The 18,819-nt window shown below is 38.5% G+C and carries 13 protein-coding genes and 1 riboswitch; of the genes, 3 read left to right on the top strand and 10 right to left on the bottom strand.

The features are described from left to right. Positions 1-301: 301 nt before the first annotated feature. A complete protein-coding gene (locus V1500_RS15970) occupies positions 302-1,516 on the bottom strand; it encodes an ATP-grasp domain-containing protein (RefSeq protein ID WP_409300720.1) in 1,215 nt (404 codons plus the stop codon). Positions 1,517-2,390: 874 nt separating this feature from the next. Here V1500_RS15970 and V1500_RS15975 point away from each other — a divergent pair. Beyond that, positions 2,391-2,954 carry a hypothetical protein gene (locus V1500_RS15975; RefSeq protein WP_409300722.1) on the top strand — a complete coding sequence of 188 codons (564 nt, stop codon included), beginning with the start codon at positions 2,391-2,393 and terminating at the stop codon, positions 2,952-2,954. A gap of 483 nt (positions 2,955-3,437) precedes the next feature. Here the strand turns inward: V1500_RS15975 and V1500_RS15980 are convergent, their stop codons facing one another. The 5 genes from V1500_RS15980 to V1500_RS16000 all read right to left on the bottom strand — a co-directional run bounded on the left by V1500_RS15980 (position 3,438) and on the right by V1500_RS16000 (position 10,106). After that, positions 3,438-5,165 carry a methyl-accepting chemotaxis protein gene (locus V1500_RS15980; protein ID WP_409300724.1) on the bottom strand — a complete coding sequence of 576 codons (1,728 nt, stop codon included), beginning with the start codon at positions 5,163-5,165 and terminating at the stop codon, positions 3,438-3,440. 46 nt (positions 5,166-5,211) lie between these two features. Next, positions 5,212-5,937: an EAL domain-containing protein gene (locus tag V1500_RS15985; RefSeq protein ID WP_409300726.1), complete on the bottom strand. Its 726-nt coding sequence runs from the start codon at positions 5,935-5,937 to the stop codon at positions 5,212-5,214. A gap of 224 nt (positions 5,938-6,161) precedes the next feature. Continuing rightward, complete coding sequence (locus tag V1500_RS15990; protein ID WP_409300728.1) at positions 6,162-6,827, bottom strand: LytR/AlgR family response regulator transcription factor; 666 nt, start codon at positions 6,825-6,827, stop codon at positions 6,162-6,164. 154 nt (positions 6,828-6,981) lie between these two features. Then, positions 6,982-9,270 carry an ATP-binding protein gene (locus V1500_RS15995; protein ID WP_409300730.1) on the bottom strand — a complete coding sequence of 763 codons (2,289 nt, stop codon included), beginning with the start codon at positions 9,268-9,270 and terminating at the stop codon, positions 6,982-6,984. 383 nt (positions 9,271-9,653) lie between these two features. Then, complete coding sequence (locus tag V1500_RS16000) at positions 9,654-10,106, bottom strand: GNAT family N-acetyltransferase (protein ID WP_409300732.1); 453 nt, start codon at positions 10,104-10,106, stop codon at positions 9,654-9,656. Positions 10,107-10,408: 302 nt separating this feature from the next. Beyond that, a riboswitch (purine riboswitch) is annotated at positions 10,409-10,510 on the top strand. A 177-nt stretch (positions 10,511-10,687) separates the two neighbouring features. Here V1500_RS16000 and V1500_RS16005 point away from each other — a divergent pair. Beyond that, positions 10,688-11,881: a nucleoside transporter C-terminal domain-containing protein gene (locus V1500_RS16005; protein WP_409300734.1), complete on the top strand. Its 1,194-nt coding sequence runs from the start codon at positions 10,688-10,690 to the stop codon at positions 11,879-11,881. Between the two features lie 403 nt (positions 11,882-12,284). Here the strand turns inward: V1500_RS16005 and V1500_RS16010 are convergent, their stop codons facing one another. The 4 genes from V1500_RS16010 to V1500_RS16025 form a co-directional block, all read right to left on the bottom strand. Further along, on the bottom strand, positions 12,285-13,157 hold the full coding sequence (locus V1500_RS16010) for a C40 family peptidase (protein ID WP_409300736.1): 873 nt from the start codon (positions 13,155-13,157) through the stop codon (positions 12,285-12,287). Between the two features lie 367 nt (positions 13,158-13,524). Further along, positions 13,525-14,172 carry a 2OG-Fe(II) oxygenase gene (locus V1500_RS16015; RefSeq protein WP_409300738.1) on the bottom strand — a complete coding sequence of 216 codons (648 nt, stop codon included), beginning with the start codon at positions 14,170-14,172 and terminating at the stop codon, positions 13,525-13,527. 1,013 nt (positions 14,173-15,185) lie between these two features. Beyond that, on the bottom strand, positions 15,186-15,608 hold the full coding sequence (locus V1500_RS16020) for an NUDIX hydrolase (protein ID WP_409300739.1): 423 nt from the start codon (positions 15,606-15,608) through the stop codon (positions 15,186-15,188). Positions 15,609-16,266: 658 nt separating this feature from the next. Next, positions 16,267-17,589: a cation:proton antiporter gene (locus V1500_RS16025; RefSeq protein WP_409300741.1), complete on the bottom strand. Its 1,323-nt coding sequence runs from the start codon at positions 17,587-17,589 to the stop codon at positions 16,267-16,269. Positions 17,590-17,921: 332 nt separating this feature from the next. Between V1500_RS16025 and V1500_RS16030 the strand changes: the two genes are divergently transcribed. Beyond that, entirely contained in the window at positions 17,922-18,512 is a 591-nt protein-coding gene (locus V1500_RS16030; protein WP_409300743.1) for a hypothetical protein, read from the top strand. Positions 18,513-18,819 lie beyond the last annotated feature (307 nt).

Raw genomic sequence — 18,819 nt, forward strand, 5'->3', positions numbered from 1 at the left:
TACCATTCCTTATACAGAAATCACGTACAAATGATAAATCCGTCAACTGTCCTCCTTTTAGAAGTAGTAGGATGAAAACTGAATCTTTCCTCACTCAAATACATAACCATATTGCGGTTTTTTATATATATTTAATGAAAAATATTAAACGGTAAAGAGGATACTATACTAAGACAGCATCCCCTAGTTTACTCTTTTGAATTGAAGAAAGTGGTTCCGCTATAATCGTTTATTAAAGACAAAAACGTTATTACATCGGTAAACATTTTAGTGAAATTCAAAACCAGAATATTGAATTAGGCTAATTCAGATGAAAACTGATTTCCCCGGCTGCTGCTTTTGCTATCTTTTTGGCATCTGTTATATCGGATGCTGCTGCCATAACATAGGCGTACCGATGCCCCATCGAAAGAGGAGGATGCAAATAAGCACCCTTTCTCGGCTTGATAAATACGTCGGTAACCCCTTCGTATTTTAAGGCGCTTTCCTTCCCGGTTACTTTCTGCAGGATTCCTTTTTCAGAAAGTGTAATATACTGTGTAAATACGGATTGTTCATGCTGGTGAATTAAACAAGGCTCCTCTCCGAGCCAAAGTCTTATAATTTGTTCAACGAGATTGATGCCATATGCCACTTGAATCATTCGATTCATCGCAGCACCTGATATACGAGGGTTTATCTCAACTATCTTCCACTTATCTTGCTGCCGGCGGAGCTCAAAATGGCATGAGCCATCAGTAAATTGTAATTCATCCAGAATGGATTGCACTGTATGCAACAGAGAATCATACAGCTCCTTAGGTACCTGGGCGAGTAAAGAATAACCTGTAATGATAAATCTTTCTCCCTTGGTGATTTCCTGTTCGATTACGGCTACAACGTGGACGTTGTTATTATAAACAAGGACTTCTACAAGATATTGCGGTCCCTCAATATACTCTTCAAAAAGAATCGTACTATCTATTGATTTTTTACGCAGTTTCTCCATATGATTTTTAAGTTCCAATTCATTTTCTGCTACGAATACTGCTTTTGAACCTGTTGAGCCGGGAGATTTAATAATAACTGGGTAATGTAGATTATTTTTTTTCAAGACACTATTCAGATTATCCCGTTCATCATATATACCATAATTAATCCCAAATTCCGTTCCCCTCAGGGTGTTCCTTGTTTCTATTTTGTTTTCCATCGTACTAATGGCTTTTACAGATACATTTATATCGCAGAAATGTTTGCAAAGGAAAGCTGCTGAAGTAACATTGGGATCGACAAAACTAACAACCGTCTCGATTATATTCCCCATGCCTTGGAGTTCTTCGATTTTTTCCCGCATCCATTCCAAATCCTTAAGATCCGCAAATACCATTAAATCGACATCAGGAAACTCAACTCGCTCAGCGAGATGTTTCTTTTGATTTGTAAAAACCACTGTATAAAAACCAAGCTTCCGGGCAGCTAGAACCGCGTCCCGACTCGATCCTGATTTTTGTATACCAATAAACACAATCGTCCGCATAAAGTGCTTACCCCTTTTGTAAACAGTATCAATATCATTGTGACAGAGCCGGGTGTTTTGTTTTGATCCTGTATGAGCCCTGACCCAGACAGTATAGGAAATTGATAACGGCGCTTCATATCGATTACAAACTGGAAGGAGAAGGAAGGAACCATCATAGAAAGTTCAGAATCTTGCAGGTAAGTATGTTTTACATACGCTACATGAAACCGGAATGCCAATGACTTATAATTATTCTTTTTGTGGAAGAAACAATCCTTACCCAACAAAACATGAGAAACTCTTCACCTTAAATACCCAACAATACGGGGCACGGCCAGCGTGTTTTCCTACAAAAGTATTAGCTGCTAATATCCTATGTAATATAACAGAACAGGATTGGACAAATTAGCATTTCCTTTATTATTTGGAGATTGTTACAGCTCGGAGGCGTCCTCTTTTAAATAACCAAAAATACCGAAAAAGATTAGAAGGCTGCTTTAAATAACTTGAGGAAATTCTGTTATTGCTCAGGAATTGCAATTAACCACAGGACTAATTCAGATGCAGGAACAAATCATACAAACTGCCAATCTCATATAGTTTATTAGTCCATGGAAAGGCTGCGATGCAATGGTCCTCTGCCTATATAGTTTAATTATCGGGAATGGAATCATTTTCTGATTATGACAACCATATTTACCACACAAGTACAGGCCATCATGACTTGTTCATCATAGTATAGCAACAAGAGAAACAATATAAAGTACGAATAGCGTTAGGCATTTCGCCATATTCGGTATCCGATTAAAAACGGATAGCTGTTAAATAAACCTGAATAAAAACTGATACCTAACACTACTACATTAGAATCAGAAAAGAGGGACATTAAAGGGTGGAACATCACGATAAAAAGCGGAAGGCCGATACAAGTTCTTTTTTGTCGGATTCCGAAGTAGAATCTATCCATTCATGGGTGGATAAATTTGGGAAGAATTGGTTTAAGACATCTTTACACAAGAAATATGATGCTAAAAAGGCTCTAAAGTTAAATTATAAGATCATCGGCTTTGGGTTCAATCGCCTTGTATATGATCTTAATAATGGATATGTTTTAAAAGTAGCAGTTTCGCCGGAGGGTTATATCAGCAACGAAAATGAGTATGACATATATCGAAACTGTGATAAACAGCTGAAAGGATACCTTTGTCCGGTAATAGAGCGCGGGCATGGATGGATCGTTATGAAAAAGATGAAAACCAGCCTAATTCGTGCTGCCATGGATACTGATAAACTTATTCTATTGCAGCTTACATTTCTCAAGCATGGAATCATACCCATAGATTTAAGATTAGCAAATGTTGCTTTCACTGAAGAAAATGAAATGGTAGCCGTAGACTATGGCCTGTTCACAACAGGTGGCAAAACTCCTCTGCGGTTTCTTGCAAAGCTGTTATGACGTCTTCAAGATTCATAGAACTACAAATCATTAGTTAAAAATAAATAACAATGCCCTTACACATATACACCGATCCCACTCACGGAAAGAGTCATATTATGAAGTGGGTTTAATATGAAGGGAGTAATCATATGCATGGAACAAGAAGTGTTCTTAGAGGAATACTGGGCGTTAAAGAGGTTTACGCATAGGGCTTCGAAATGAACGTCACAGAGGTCTCCGTGATTAAAGTAAGGAAAAATAAAATATACAAAACAGATATTCTACACATTCAAAAACCCATGGCCAGAACCTCTAACACGCAAGCCATGGGTCTTTAAATCATTTAATCTGCTTTTTTTGTTGTTTATTAACTGCGCCATAGAGAAAGTTGCACCTCCTGCGATCCCATTTAACTGTTTTCCAACAGCTAATATTCTCTAATTGTGATAGAAAAAGGAGGCGCCGCGATGCGGCTGCCTCCATAATTGTCTGTTTAATTGTTTAATCCCTTTCGTTACGATTACCGCATTGGAATTTGCTGACATGCTCTTGCAAACTCATAGCCATCTCTGACAAAGATGATGCTGCTGCGGTTACTTCCTCCATGGAAGCCAATTGTTCTTCCGTTGATGCGGCGACCGATTGTGAATGAATTGATGCCTCCTTTGAGATACTGGTGATTCCGGCAACAGTAGCCGTTACCTGTTGGGCACCTGCCGACATCTGCTGTGCAGCTGCGGCCATTTCATCTATCTGTTCGGCCATGCCATTCATAGTAAACAGGATGTCTTTAAAGCTATCTTCCGTATTCCGTACGATTTCAAGACCGCTTTGTACATCGCTCTTTACTCGTTCCATCGACTGATTTGACCTGGCCATATCGTTTTGTATTTCTTTAATTAAGTTTGAAATTTCAGCCGAGGAGCTTTGTGACTGCTCAGCAAGCTTGCGTACTTCATCAGCTACTACAGCGAATCCTTTCCCATGCTCACCTGCACGGGCAGCCTCAATAGCAGCATTTAAGGCTAATAAATTCGTTTGGTTGGCAATGCCGGTAATTACTTCGGTGATGTCATCGATTTGTTTGGAACGGCTTTCCAATAGCTTGATTACGTCACTGCTTTCATGGACTGATGAATGGATGGCGTTGATCTGCTTGACTGTATTTTCAACAAACGCGCCGCCTTGTTTAGCCCTCTCGCTGTTTTGCGCGGCTAATTCAGCTATCTTAGATGAGTTTTCAGCTACATTATTGATTCCCAGGGTAATCTCTTCAAGAGCCCTTCCGCTTTCTTCCACATTCTTAGTCTGGCTTTTTGATCCGTCGGCAACATGCTGAATGGATAATGTGATTTGTTCTGTCGCTTTACTTGTCTGTTCAGCGCCTGCTGTCAATTGCTGTGACGACGCTGCAACCTGTTCGGAAGCCTCCATCACTCCCTCAATCATTGCACCAAGATTCTCTTTCATTTTATTATAGCTTTTTGCAAGAGAAGTTAGTTCATCTCCACCACGGTCCACAAGTTCCATCGTTAAATCCCCGTTACCGGCACGGTCCAATGCAGCTGAAATAGTGCCCAGCCTTTTTGCAAGTTTACGTGTGAACAATAAAACAATAAAGAGAGACAACATAGTTACAACCGCTAAAACAAGTGCAAAAACCTTAAAGAACTTGTACAACGTTGTGTCGATGACTTTTTGAGGTGCCCCGACATAGAATATCCCAATTGGCATACCGTTATCATCCTTGATCGGCATGTAAGCTGTCTGATACATATTTCCGGCAACTTTGGCTTCCCCATAGTAATTTTTCCCGCCTTTTAAGACAACCTCTGCTACCTCAGGGGAGATCTTTGTTCCAACGGCACGTTCCCCACCAACAAGAACATTTGTGGCGATTCTTGTGTCACCAAGAAAAATGGTTACTGTATCGCCAGTGTCCTGTCCAATGCTGTCAACTAATTCGTAGTTTTCATTCATTAATGTGGAGCCTTTATAGAGTTTATCTCCTTTTACATGCCAGCTTCCCCCAAACTGATATCTCAGCATACGGTCTGCGAGTTTTAAATCTCCTTTTGCTTTTTCTACGGCAAACTCTTTGATGCCTGATGTTACGTTTTTAACAACAACGATCCCTACAACTGTAGAGAGCAGAATAATAATCCCTAAAACAATCAGATTAATTTTAGCTGCCAAATTCAGTTTGACGTTCAATCTTATATTCCGCATATTGTAAAACCCCCTCAATGTTTCAAATAACTTCCTGAGCGCCCGTTCATTTCAGCCGGTGCGGCCTTGAAATATAGTATCCTTGAAGCAAGGGCACACCCAATTCCCTTGCTTTATCCCGGTCTTCCTCTGTCTCGATGCCCTCAAGCACTACGGAACATATATGATCTACATGGCCCAAGAACCCGGATATTTTCTTCTGTTTCTTTAATGATGCTGACAACTGGTCGCAGCAGCTCCGATCTAATTTAACGAAATCCGGTCTGAATTGCTTTATCATTTGGACTGCTTGTTTCGTAATCAACAAATCATCAAGAGCGATCTTGAAACCATGCGCTCTTAAGAACCTAAGGCGTGATAAAAAGTCCTTTCGGCCCCAGATACTTTGTTCGCGAATATCTTCATTAATTTCAAATACAATCCTGTATTTAATCTCTGGCCTGTCCGCCATCAGCAGCTTTACAAAGGCAGGAAACTCAGGATGTACAATGGAAGATGGAAAGACATTGAGAAAAAGGCTGTACCTGGCAAAATAATGTGCCGGGTATTCATTTATGGCATTTACCATAGATGCAGTATCAACTTCGTACAGAAGGCCTTCATTGCGCGCATATGTAAAAATGGTCAATGGATTTTTAAAAGGATCAGTACGGATAAACGCTTCATAAGCAAATTTGCCTCCATCTGCAGAACTCAAAAGAGGCTGAAACTCAGTATGAAAGGAATGCTCTCTAATCATGCTTGTAATATTAATCGGACTTATAGCACCCATTTTTTTCTATCTCCTTCAGATCACTTCTTACGTTCTCCTAATTCATGTCTATTATGGAATTTATTTAATAAAGTGTCTAATCGTCTTCAGACATGGATTCCTGCATTTGGATACTTTTTTCTGTATATTCGGAACTGCTTTTGGTGTAATCAGTCAAAAATTCATAAATTTTTGTAAAACACTTATTATACAAAAAAGGCCCGCCAGGTAAACTGGCGAACCTATTAAAAAGATTTATATTGCTGCAGTTCAGCGATTTTGTTTCTTGATATTTTGGCATACCTTTGATAATTCTTGAAGAAAGCCATATAGCTCTGGCCATTGTTTTCAATCTTCTCCAGATGGTCCATATTAATGATGTAGGAACGATGGCTGAACAAAAATCTTGAATCAAGCGAGCCTTCAAAACTGGACAGTGAATCATATGTCTCATATTGTTTATTGGTTGTATGAATGACCGTCTTGCGGTCGAATCTTTCAATAAATATGATGTCGTTAAATGGAACAAAATTGATGCTGTTCTGCTGTTTAACCATAAGATCCTTTTTAGATGACCGCGCTCGTTCATTGTTGATTTGCACCGTATGAACTGCCCGGTCCAGTGCTGTATATAGCCTTGATCTTTCGATTGGCTTTAAAATATAATCGATGGCCCTTACACTAAAGGCTTCAATGGCATAATCGTCAGTTCCGGTAATAAAAATGACTCCAAGTGTTGGATGTAGGTTTATACATGATTTTATAGCCTCAAATCCATTTAAAAGCGGCATTCCGATATCGACCAAAGCAACATCAGGTTTCTCTGTTAAAATACTGCGGATCAATTCCTCTCCATCAGAAGCTTCCGCAACAATTCGATAATCGGGAAGCCCTCCAATCAGGTGCCTCAACAGCTTACGGACGGAAGGGTCGTCCTCCCCTATTACAACGCTTATAATGATAAACCCCTCCTAAAGAATAACAATCATCAATCTAAGATTCTTAAAATAGATAAATCGTCCCGTAATTATTCTAGTATACTTCCTTACAGCTGAACAATTCCAATTATTTCCTTCCGCTGCATAACAGTCCCTTCACTACCGATACTATGTTGTGGATGTCCAGCGGCTTTGTTATATAGTTGGTAAACCCTTTACTCAATATCATTTGGATATCTTTTGGCATGGCGTTGGCACTGACCGCGACGACGGGAATATCCTTGGTGGCATTATTTTCTTTTAAAATATCAAACACTTGTGCTCCATTGAGGTCAGGAAGGTCTAAGTCAAGCAGAATTAAATCAATGTCTTTCTCCTTCGCTTTTCTGATTCCATCACACCCATCAGCAGCAGAAATTAAATGGATACCCAGCCATTGTCCCAATAATTTCTCCATCAGCAGAACATTAGCCTCATTATCCTCAATATAGAGTACATTGTATTTTCCGTACGCATTAGTTGTATCCTCCGCAATAGAACTTCCCCTGGTAGTCATTGAATACAGCTGTTGGCACGATAATGGAAGTGTAAACCAAAAGTCGCTTCCCCTTTGTGGCTGGCTGTTGACTCCAACCTTTCCGCCCATTAATTCTACAAGCTGCTTAACCAGCGATAAACCGATTCCTGTTCCTTCCGCCTTTGTTCCATGAATCCGATAAAAAGGAACAAACACTTTACAGCTCTCTGCCTTTGCAAATCCTTCGCCTGTATCCTTAACATGTACTTTTAGCTTCTGTTTTTCGATTTGGATAGATATATGAACCTCTCCATTAACCTTGTTAAATTTAATTGCATTATCGAGCAAATTAATTAAAATCTGCTTAAGACGGATGGGATCGGCACTTACCATAATTGGTTTATGTGGAATTGATGCTTTTTTTAATAATATATTTTTTTCAATTGCCAGAGGCTGAACCATTTTCAAGCAATGGTTCAAAATTTCATGAAAATCAACTTCTTCTATTGTAGCTTTCAAATTTCCTGATTCTATCCTGGATAAATCCAGTACTTCGTTGATCAGGTTCAGCAGATGCCTGCCTCCGTCAAGTATCTCTTTCACAAAATCCTGCTGCTCCGCATGTAAAGATGGATCAATTTCCAATAGCTGGGCAAAGCCAAGCACACCGCTAAGAGGAGTGCGGAGCTCGTGGCTCATTTTTGACAGGAAATCCGATTTGGCATTATTGGCTTTCTCCGCTTCCTCTTTTGCATGAAGAATTGCTGTTTCCATAGCCTTTCTTTCTGTTATATCCTCGAACTTCCACATTTCCCCAAGAAACTCTTGTTGCGATTCCAACTGGACATTTGTACACTTTATGATTTTGTCGAATAATTCAATTTCTGCTGAATACCTGTTACATCCTTCAGGCTTTAAAACCGACTTGGTTATTTGCCCTTGTAAAAATAACCTGTTAAAGTCCGCTGAATTCTTTCCAATGTAAAAATCGATTTTATCTTTCAACTGGAACATTTCATGAAATTGCGTGTTCATCCATTTCACACATCTGTTTTGGTCAATTGCAACGATTCCGCTCCCCAGATGATTGATCAATGTATTCTGAAACGCATATGCTTCAGCCAGTTTAAGCGACTGTTCCTTCTGGACCGTTATATCACGGACCGAGACAAGTGAGGCTTGCTCTCCTACGGCCCCAACACTAAAAGCCTTTGAGTTCACCGAAATCCACATTAATAGTTGCCCATTCTGCCTTATACCATACACAGCGTTATGGATGGATATCCCTTCTCTGAGAGTTATAAATCCTGCCGATTCGGTATAAGGAATGACTTCTCCAACTTCATTCAGGATTTCAATACCGTATTCCTCGAGCAGATGATCTTGAAAGAATTCAAGATCTAAGGCATTGTCGATTCCCATTTTGGTTTGGATATTATTATTTAAAGTGATAATTTTTCCGCTTTTATCCAAAATAAAAACACCCTCAGACATTGTAGTAAAGACCGCTTCACGCAGCCGGTCATTTTGCCTGGAGTCCTCTTCCAATCTCTTTTTTTCCGTAATATCAATACAAGAACCAATCACTTCGACTACTTTATTGCCTTGAAACATCGGGCGTAAAGACGCGACAGAACATACACCATATACATTTAGCTCATATTGGACGAATTCCCCGTTCCAGGCTTTATGATAGAATTCAAGCTTTTTGTCTGCCAGTTCTTTAGGATATAATTCATGAAGCGTCTTGCCTGCAATGTCTTCTGGAGAAAAGCCGAGCTTGTATAGCATTTCCCCTTCACACATCGTATGGACGTAAACGTTGCCTTCCTTTTTATATTTATAAACCATTCCAGTGTTATTACAATCTAATTGTGAAATAGAAAAAAAATCATCCATCCTAATCTCTCCAACGTAAAAAAGTATACTGAATATATCGGATTAAAGCTGGATTGTTTTTACTAGGAGGAGGAATATATGTTTTCATTTTCCTAAGCGCAGTTGTTTTTAGATATAATGTAACAAAACACTAAATGGAGAATGAAATTTTTTGAGGTGTGAGAATCTTGTTAAGCACTGTTTACAAGAATGCACTTTCGGCTAAAGCAGCCGTACGAGATCAAATAGGCAAAACTCCGTAATACATAATGTGACTTTTATAAGGGATCCGTTACTTTTATTTTTCCAATTCTATAATGATTAATGAACGAAGCCGGCAAAAATTAAATATATACTAAAACTGTTTTTATGGTTTTTTTCGGCCTATAATGTAATATTCCAAGTCATAAATCCTTTGATAAACGAATCATATCCCTGCATTGGATACCGTTTTCAAAAATCTCTTCTTCGTAGTTTTTGATAAAGAAGTCTTTATCAACGCCAGTAATCCGAAAACCGCATTTTTGATATAGAGCTAGCTGACCTAAACTTGAATTTCCCGTGCCAAGCTCCAATTTCTTGTACCCTTTAGTTTTAGCTGTTTGAATAGCATGCTGTACTAACTTCTTTCCAATCCCTTGACCCTGCAGATGCTCCGAAACTGCAATGTTAATTAACTCAGCCGTTTCTATGTTAATCTGAAGCAATACATAAACACCAATAATGTCGTGATCTTTTTCAGCGACAAAGCAGTCTCCTCTTTCAATATATCTCTCCACGAGTGACCGAGATGGGTCGGCTGCCAGCAGGAGATTCATAGGACGTTCTTCAGTTACATGTTGCTTCCTTATGATCATAGTATCCTCCACCCGAAATAACTATATTTCTTTCATCTTACCATTCCCCTTATAAATTCTGTGATGATATAAGTTATTTTAGATAAAGCATTTCCTCACATTCGGGTATTGCTCTGTATACGGCATAGGATATAGGGGTTATTTTACTACGGTATGGCTTCTTTGCTTATCCTATACTGTTACAAAGACCGCAATCTCTATAATCAGTTACAAAACTACTTGAATATTTATACTAATATAATAATTACAACTTTTATGTATCCTATTGCCAACTTATTATATATAGCTATACTTGTATCTATACCTACAAAAAATAATATCCTTGTATAATATCAGTGAAAATGGTCTGATAGTTTCTACCCGGCAGCCGTAAATGCAGGACTACAAGGAAGTGTGTAAAATAAAGCTTTAATTAACCAATGGTTTATTTGCTAATTACTCCTTGGTGCATGAACCGGCGTTATTCCAAACAAGCTCTTATTTTTCATGCTTTCTGTCCATCGGCTGAAAGTGCGAAAAATAAGGGCTTTTTTGTATACAAAAAGATTTGTGGGAATAATAAATTGGAGGAGGTTTTAATCTTGTATTTTCTCTTGAATGCTATAGGAGTATTAGTAGTACTGGGACTTGTATATCTATGCTCGCCAAGAAAAAGGAATGTGAAATGGAAATTCATTTTCCTGCTATTAGTCGTAGAATTTCTAATTACATGGTTCATGTTATCCACAAAGATCGGAACCTGGGTAATCAACCAAATCGCATCCTTCTTTACATGGCTCATTGCATGCGCAAATGAAGGAATTTCTTTCGTATTCCCTTCCGCGATGGCTAATGAACATGTGGATTTCTTTTTTAGCGCCTTGATGCCTATTATATTCATCATTACCTTCTTTGATATACTGTCTTACTTCGGGATCTTGACCTGGATTATTGACAAAGTAGGCTGGGTCATTTCTAAGGTGTCAGGCTTGCCTAAACTTGAGAGCTTTTTCTCCATTCAAATGATGTTTTTGGGAAACACAGAGGCGCTTGCAGTTCTCCGCCATCAGTTAAGCGTATTGCAGCAGCAGCGTTTGCTGACGTTTGGAATCATGAGTATGAGCAGTATCAGCGGGTCCATTATAGGGGCTTACCTATCCATGGTGCCTGCAACCTATGTATTTGTAGCGATACCTCTAAACTGTTTGAACGCTTTATTGATAGCAAATATGTTGAACCCTGTTGACATAAGCAAAGAGGATGATATTGTTTATGTTCCGGATAAAGGGCAGCGAAAGGATTTCTTCTCCACGATCTCGAACAGTATGCTTGTTGGTATCCGGATGGTAATTGTTATTACGGCAATGGTAATTGGTTATGTAGCGCTGACTGCTGGCGTTAATGGAATTCTGGGATTCTTCATTGATGGACTGACGGTTCAGAAGATTTTCTCCATCATTTTTAGCCCGTTCGCATACTTGCTTGGTTTATCTGGTGATGACGCCATGTATGTCGCACAATTAATGGGGATTAAGCTCGCAACTAATGAATTTGTAGCCATGCTGGACTTAAAAAATACGATTGACAGCCTTGCTCCCCACACAGTCGCGGTTGCAGTTACCTTCCTAACATCATTTGCCAATTTCAGCACAGTTGGTATGATTTATGGAACATTTAACTCCGTTGTCGATGAAGAAAAATCCAATATAATCGGAAGAAATGTCTGGAAGCTTTTGGTCAGTGGAATGGCTGTCTCTCTCCTAAGTGCCATGGTTGTTGGACTATTTATATGGTAGACTTTAAATAAAAGCAATGTGAAAAAAACGAACGAGCTGCAATCCAGCTCGTTTTTTTTCCCTCTTCACATAGGATAATACACCTATTATCAATCCATTTTTTTCTGTCAGTAATAATCAACTGCTTATTGACAGAAATAATAAGAATGTATGAGGATCACATATTCAGCAGCTTTTTGTCGCAGAATCATAGAAAGCTGCTAAAGCAGCTCTAAATTAGTCGGCCATCACTGTAACTTTCCTGTTGCTAAGGTAATAATGGGCTTTATTCACATCACCTTGAAAACAATAAAAGCATAGCTGGTATTTCATATAATGGTTGATGATTTCTTCGTTAAATAAATTGGATGTTACACCCATAGCAATATATAAAGACAAAGATACATAAACGTCTAAATAAATCTTATTTCTTCAAGTTCACAACCACTGCGTTTTCAGACCAGGCATCGCTGTCCCGAACCCCAACCTCATAACCATTAATAGTAATTGTTACTTGTTTTCCGGGGTTTATTCCCAAAAATGTTTTCTGTATTTGTTCCTGATCTTGGAAGGTTATAATGCCGTTCTTCAAACTTCCCATATAATGAATCGGCAACTTGTGAATGTCTTTTTGATTCACAAAGAAATTCAGGACATCAGTATTCGTACGATTGATTTTGTAATGGCCAGTCACCGTGATTGGTTGTTTGAATGTAATGAAATAGCTCATCTGTTTTTCCAGCGAATCATAATTTCTTCTTACCAAGGATACAGTATAGCCATTAATCTTATCCCCAACTTTTATATCCTTTAAGACAGGTGCAGATTTTTTCACCTTTTTTGAGCCAATATATTTAGATTTCCAATAAGAGATTTTCATATTTTGGACCGCTACACCTTGACTGACGGAAACGCTTAAAAATTTGCTGTTGCCTATGTATATGCCAACATAATTGGGCTGTTTTTTGCCATCTGATTCAGTATCGTAAAAGACTAAATCTCCTTGCTGGAGACCTGTTGTTCCGGTTTGCGTCATTTTATACATTTCCAAGGAAGTCCTCGGTAATTCAATTCCTCCGTGTTGATAGACAAACTGTACAAAACCAGAAGCATCGAAGCCCTTTGATGTACTGCCTCCTCTTTTATATGGGATACCGTCCAACGTTTTTGCGTAGGATAATAAATCCTCTGTTAATTGTATTGTGTCTGCTGGCTGCTGGGCAGCCGATGCTGGCATTGCTGACACTAGTGTCGAAGCAGCCAAAATAGCGGCCAGAACTTTGCTTGTTTTTTTCATTGATATTGCCTCCTACTAGACTAATAAAGTACATTCCATAAGACTATTTGAGGCACCATAAAGTTTCTTAACTTCTGATGTTTTTTAAGAAATACAAATTAAGTGAAAAATATCATTTCCGTCCACCATTGTTAGGTTGTAGACAACCAAACAAGCTTCTCGGAGGTACATGAGTTCCGTTCAATAGACAAGAACACCCTAAATTTCCTTTTTCGGTTTCTTGATTATTTACATTTTTCTGAATATTTTTTATATAATACGAAAAGTTTTCTTGGAGAGAAATGAAAAAGTACAGCTGTCGGGAAAATCGGTATTAAAATAGACCTGCAATTATTTCATCCTGTTGGTGTAAAATGACAACCTACTCTTATCTTAATCTTTGCCGTCTCATCCATTGTGTCGCAACCCATTTTTCCCCGGTAATTACTGGTGCTCCTCCATGCAAAGTCAGCTCGTTTAAGTCCATATCATTATAGAAATATTCAAAATAAACCGCCATTCCCTTTTGTGGGGCTACTGAAAAATTGAGCTTCGGAAAATATGTTTCTCCACCTTCCTGAACGTCATTCAGGTAGATGACCAAAGTGCTGATCCTATTATTATCACTCGCTCTGCTTGTTGTTGAAAAAAAATCAAAATGAGCTTTATACTCTTGACCAGGACTATATTTAAGAATCTGAATCCCATCTCCATGATCAGTGGGAATATTCATAATCGCTGATATTCTCTTTTCTATTTTGTTTATAGTCTCATTTTCATTTTCTTGAAAAAACATTCCGCTGCTTGTTCTCATTTCGTTGACTTGGCGTTCAGTTCCAATTTTGGAACGCTGAATTTTGTCTTTTGATAACATAATTAACTCTTTACATTCTTCGTCGCTCAAGACATTCCCCAATATTACTATTAACGGTTCTTCCAGCCTGGCAATAATATTAATCTCTCTATCTTCTGTTTTAATCTTATTGCCTATATGATCGAAGATCGTTAGTTCCTTCTTTCTAGTATCCGTCTTCATTTTCACTAGCCCCCGTCCCTCTTATGTCAGCGTTTACATTTAGTAAATTATATCATGTATTGGTTGGAAATCCATAATTCTTAACATTGTTCCATTTGGTAAAACCCTACGAATAATACATTGCAATCGAGACATAGCCGCCCGATGCATTCTGTGACAGAGAAGCTCTGCTAAAAGAATTTGGCATTACAGAAAAATGTAAACGCTCTTATTCCACTCACAGAGTTGGCAAAAACTATCGGCTGCAGAGAGAATAAGAACACCAAAAAGCATTCATTTTCAGCAGTTTTGTCCTTCTACCCTACTGTACCCCTTTCATTTTGTAGCGGTAGTGAACGAAATTTGTCACAATGTTTGCTGAATTTCGGCAAAACTTCCCATATACCTTAAAGTTTAAAGATTGTAAAATTAGGGGAAATAAATAGGTTTGCAAGCTTTGCTATATATTTGCCAAAGACCTAATATCGGTAAAGGAGCAAAAAATAATGTCACTAGAAAACATCAAAAGGATGTTAAAGGATTTACTATATTATCACAACTCTGAAATAACGCACTTTTTTTCTACATGTCAAACACCGTTTTCTGTTACTATTAAAAAGGAAAACCATAGGAAACTCTTTAAAATAACGTTTCTAGAAACTCAGCAGATTCAGCTGTTTGAGGATATCTCTTCAGCCGCACAAACCATTTATAAATTATTTAGCAAAGCCAGCTGTCTACTGCTAATTTCTTTGTATTAATGTACAGTTATTAGATCTCATATATAAGGATTACCTCGTTTGACACTTTCAATATAAAGTTATACATCAATAATTACTTTAATGAACATGAACTCTTTACACTAAACCTCCTCGACCGGATAATAGTTTTCTTCCGCAACAATGCCTGTGCAGAACTATTGGCACATGATTCTTTTTTGACTTGGCAGACAATTTTATTCTCTTAAATCAGAATGAAAAAAAAGATGTTACAGAAGCATTCCCTTGTTGATATGTACTTTATAAGATTCTAGCTTACAGCCAATGTTCCAAAGAAAACACACCATGTATGTCAAAATCGTGAATTATCCCCTTTGCCAGCAAAATTTTCGCCTCAGCCTTTGATACCCACCGAAATTCTTTATGCTCGTCCGAAAGAATAACTCTGTTCGTATCACTGGAGCAAACATATTTTAATACTACCACTTGCCTTGCAGGACCAGTTTGAAAGGTTGAGGCATACAAGAGTTTCTCGATGTTGATGTTTAGTCCTGTTTCTTCATATACTTCCCTAGCTAAACTAGATTCTAAGTCCTCTCCAAACTCTAATTTCCCACCTGCAAATTCCCATGTTCCAGCTCCCACTTCATCGTGATCAGCCCGCTGTAAAATCAAAGCCTTTTTATCATGAAGTACTATTCCTTTTAGGGCCAACACAATCTCGTTTTTGGTTTTCATCCAATTTTCTCCTTTATCAGAACGCTGTGTCTTTCTCACTGATTTTATTTACTGTTTTACGATTGGCTTAAAAATCAGACCAACTCTGTTTCATCTCTGGTCGGTCATGATTATCAAAAACTTTCATAGTTTGCTACTTTACCTGCTAAAGCTGGGTTCCATTTCATTCCTCTCAGCAGATTGGAATAAAATACTGTCCTCAAGCATCCTGAAAGCGTGTGCTGCAACAATAGTTAAATCACTATATCGTATTCCATTCTCTTCACAGTTTCTTGAGCAACTACATAACCAACAATCGCTGTATAATATTGAAAGACATATCTAAGGGCTGCTGAAATTCCTGCTCTGTAAACAACGTAACATTGTGGTGGCTGAATTATGTAAATAATACGGCCGAACATTTTATTCGTCTCGGAATAGAATGCAAATCAAAAATTAGTTGGATATGCAGACTTATCCTATATTAAAGGTAATGCCGCTGAAATAGGTATTGCTATTGGTGCAAGTGCCTTATAGGGTTCTGTATTGGTTCTAAGGCAGCTATATGCATGATAGATATGGTTCAAAAAAAAATATGGGTTCCTTTAGTATTTTCTACAATCAACACTAACGTGTAACACAGCCTGAAATAAAGAAAATATTCCGGGAAGCCGGAATATTATTCAGCTGTTTTAGTATCAGACATGTCATCTTTTCTTTTCATAGGGATCATGTTTTCATCGCCGGGCATCAGTCTCCACTTTTTATTCACTACAATTCTTAGCCATGTTCCAGGGATCCAGGATGTCACCAATGCTAACATGACAAGTACCGCGAAAAATTCCTGGTTTATTATTCCGCTGGCATATGCTACTGAAGACAATACAATCCCCGGACCTCCCCGGTCATTTATCGCTAATCCCAGATTGAAGCTTGTTAAATGGTCTTGCTTAATTATGCGAGAGGTAATATATACTGCTGCCGTTTGTGTGAGGGTCGCGAATAGTAAAAATCCAAGGAAAAATATTGGACTGAAATGTCTTACCAGGTCTAGCTGCAATCCCACCGTCGCGAAATAAATCGGAATAAACCATGAAAACGATATGCTGCTGACCCCTTGTTCCACCCTTTCAGAAACTGATTTTGGCAAAGCAAATTTCACGACGATGCCAGCCAACAATGCTCCAAATATAGTTTCTACATGTAATTTGCCCGCCAGTGCGGCCAGCATAAACATAATGAACAAGAAGTACCCAAGATTGGATGAACGAAACAACAAATTCTGTTTTACAAATGTTAATCGGTTTAATAAAAAATAGCCAATTACGAATGTACCGATGATAAACCCTACGCTCATTCCAATGCTTTTGAGCCCTGTTGCGATTGTAAAGACGCCACCCTGGCTTACAAGTGAGGTAGCAAATCCTAATGCCACCCAAAGTAAAATATCATGAATACCCGCACAGGCAATTACAATTTTGGCGAAGCGTGTATGCATGATACCTAGATCATTAAATATTTTGGATATTACTGGGATTGAGGTGATGGCGATCGATATGGCAATGACAATCTTCATGGCAAGCGGGCTATTAGCTGTTCCCAAATATGAGGTAATATTGAACAGGTCTGCAGCGAACCATCCAACAATGAATGCAGGTATCGTCGCTCCAATTACCAGGGCGGAGGTAATTTTGGCGTCTTCTCTACTGAAGTGTGTCTGAAACTTTAATCCACTGTTAAACATTAACAGCAATAGCCCGAACTGGTAGAGAAGAGCAAAAAGTTTTGGTTCAGATTCAAATCCGGCAAACATCCAATGAAACGCTTCCGGAAAAAAATGGCCTAATAATGTTGGACCTAGCACTAATCCCGCTGCAACTTCCCCAATAACACGCGGGATGAAGATACGCTCTGCTAAAAATCCCAAAAGGTGGGCAAGTGCTAAAAGGGTGCCCATTGCAAAAAGAAAATGACTAATCTCTTGACCTGTTAAACTAAACACGGTTTCCCCCCTTTTTAAATGTCTGAGTCTGTACTAGCTTATGTTTTTCCCATTCAAACAGGTATAGGCAGGTGCGTGTTTTGTACAAAATGGTTCATTCCTTATGATGCTAAGGAATTGAGCCTCATAATCATGCCAATCAGAAAGTGATTTTCTGAATGAATAATAATGTCGCAGGCGAAATAGTAAAATACGCCATTAGTGAAGCGCCAGCAGGGGCAATAAAACTAACAAAAAATATAGGAAATTAAGACTGCTAATTTATTAATCTACATTGTTCCCCTTCCTATTTATGGGTATAATGGTTCATTATAACAACAGGAGGAGTATTAATGCTTTATAATGTAATGTTGTTTTTCCACATACTGGGTACAGCGGTTATGTTTATTGCCGTAGGCATCACACTTACTGGCATGATTGCAATGCTGCATGCCAGAAATACCGAAACATTGCGTAATTGGGCTCAAGTAGCTGTAAAAATGGACGGACTTCTGCCCTTTAGCGTCATATTAATCTTGCTTCCCGGATTATATTTAGCTATTAGTTCATGGGGCTGGGGGGCTGCTTGGGTCAATATATCATTGGCAGTATTGATCGCGATGACGATAGCTGGACCCATTATCAACTTACGCCGTCTCAAAGCAATCTTAGAAGCAGCTAATAACGAGAAAAGCAGCACACCATCCACATATGTGCTGGAGAAGGTAAGAGATACAGTTCTTTGGAAGTCCGTTGTGATAATGACTTTGTTAGCTGTTGCCCTTCTCTTTTTAATGACAATGAAGCTTGATTACATTGGCTCACTTGTTACATTAGCGATAGGTGTCATAACTGGCATTTTTGCAGCTAATATACTATTAAAAAACACATCCAAAGCTGCTTCTATGAAACACCGGTCCACTAATTCCACGCAGAAAGCATGATTAAGGAAATGTAAAAACTATAAAGAGGTAAAAAACGGAGAACCTAGAGGATTACATCCTCGTATTTCTCCCGATTTTTAAATACAACGAAGCAGAATTGACGTTTTGGAGGATGTGATCATGCATTAACATGATATCACCATCAATACGATTCATCAAAAATTTTTTATGGTAGTTCCGAAATAGCACTAAGACCCTCCTCGTTTAGTCTCCTTCTGGTATTTACGTTCCTTTATATTTATGTTTGTTGTTAACCCTTTTAAAAAGGAATTTTAAACATATCGTTTATACACCTGCCTTCAAGAAT

Source organism: Peribacillus sedimenti, assembly GCF_046237635.1.
GTDB classification, from domain to species: domain Bacteria; phylum Bacillota; class Bacilli; order Bacillales; family DSM-1321; genus Peribacillus; species Peribacillus sedimenti.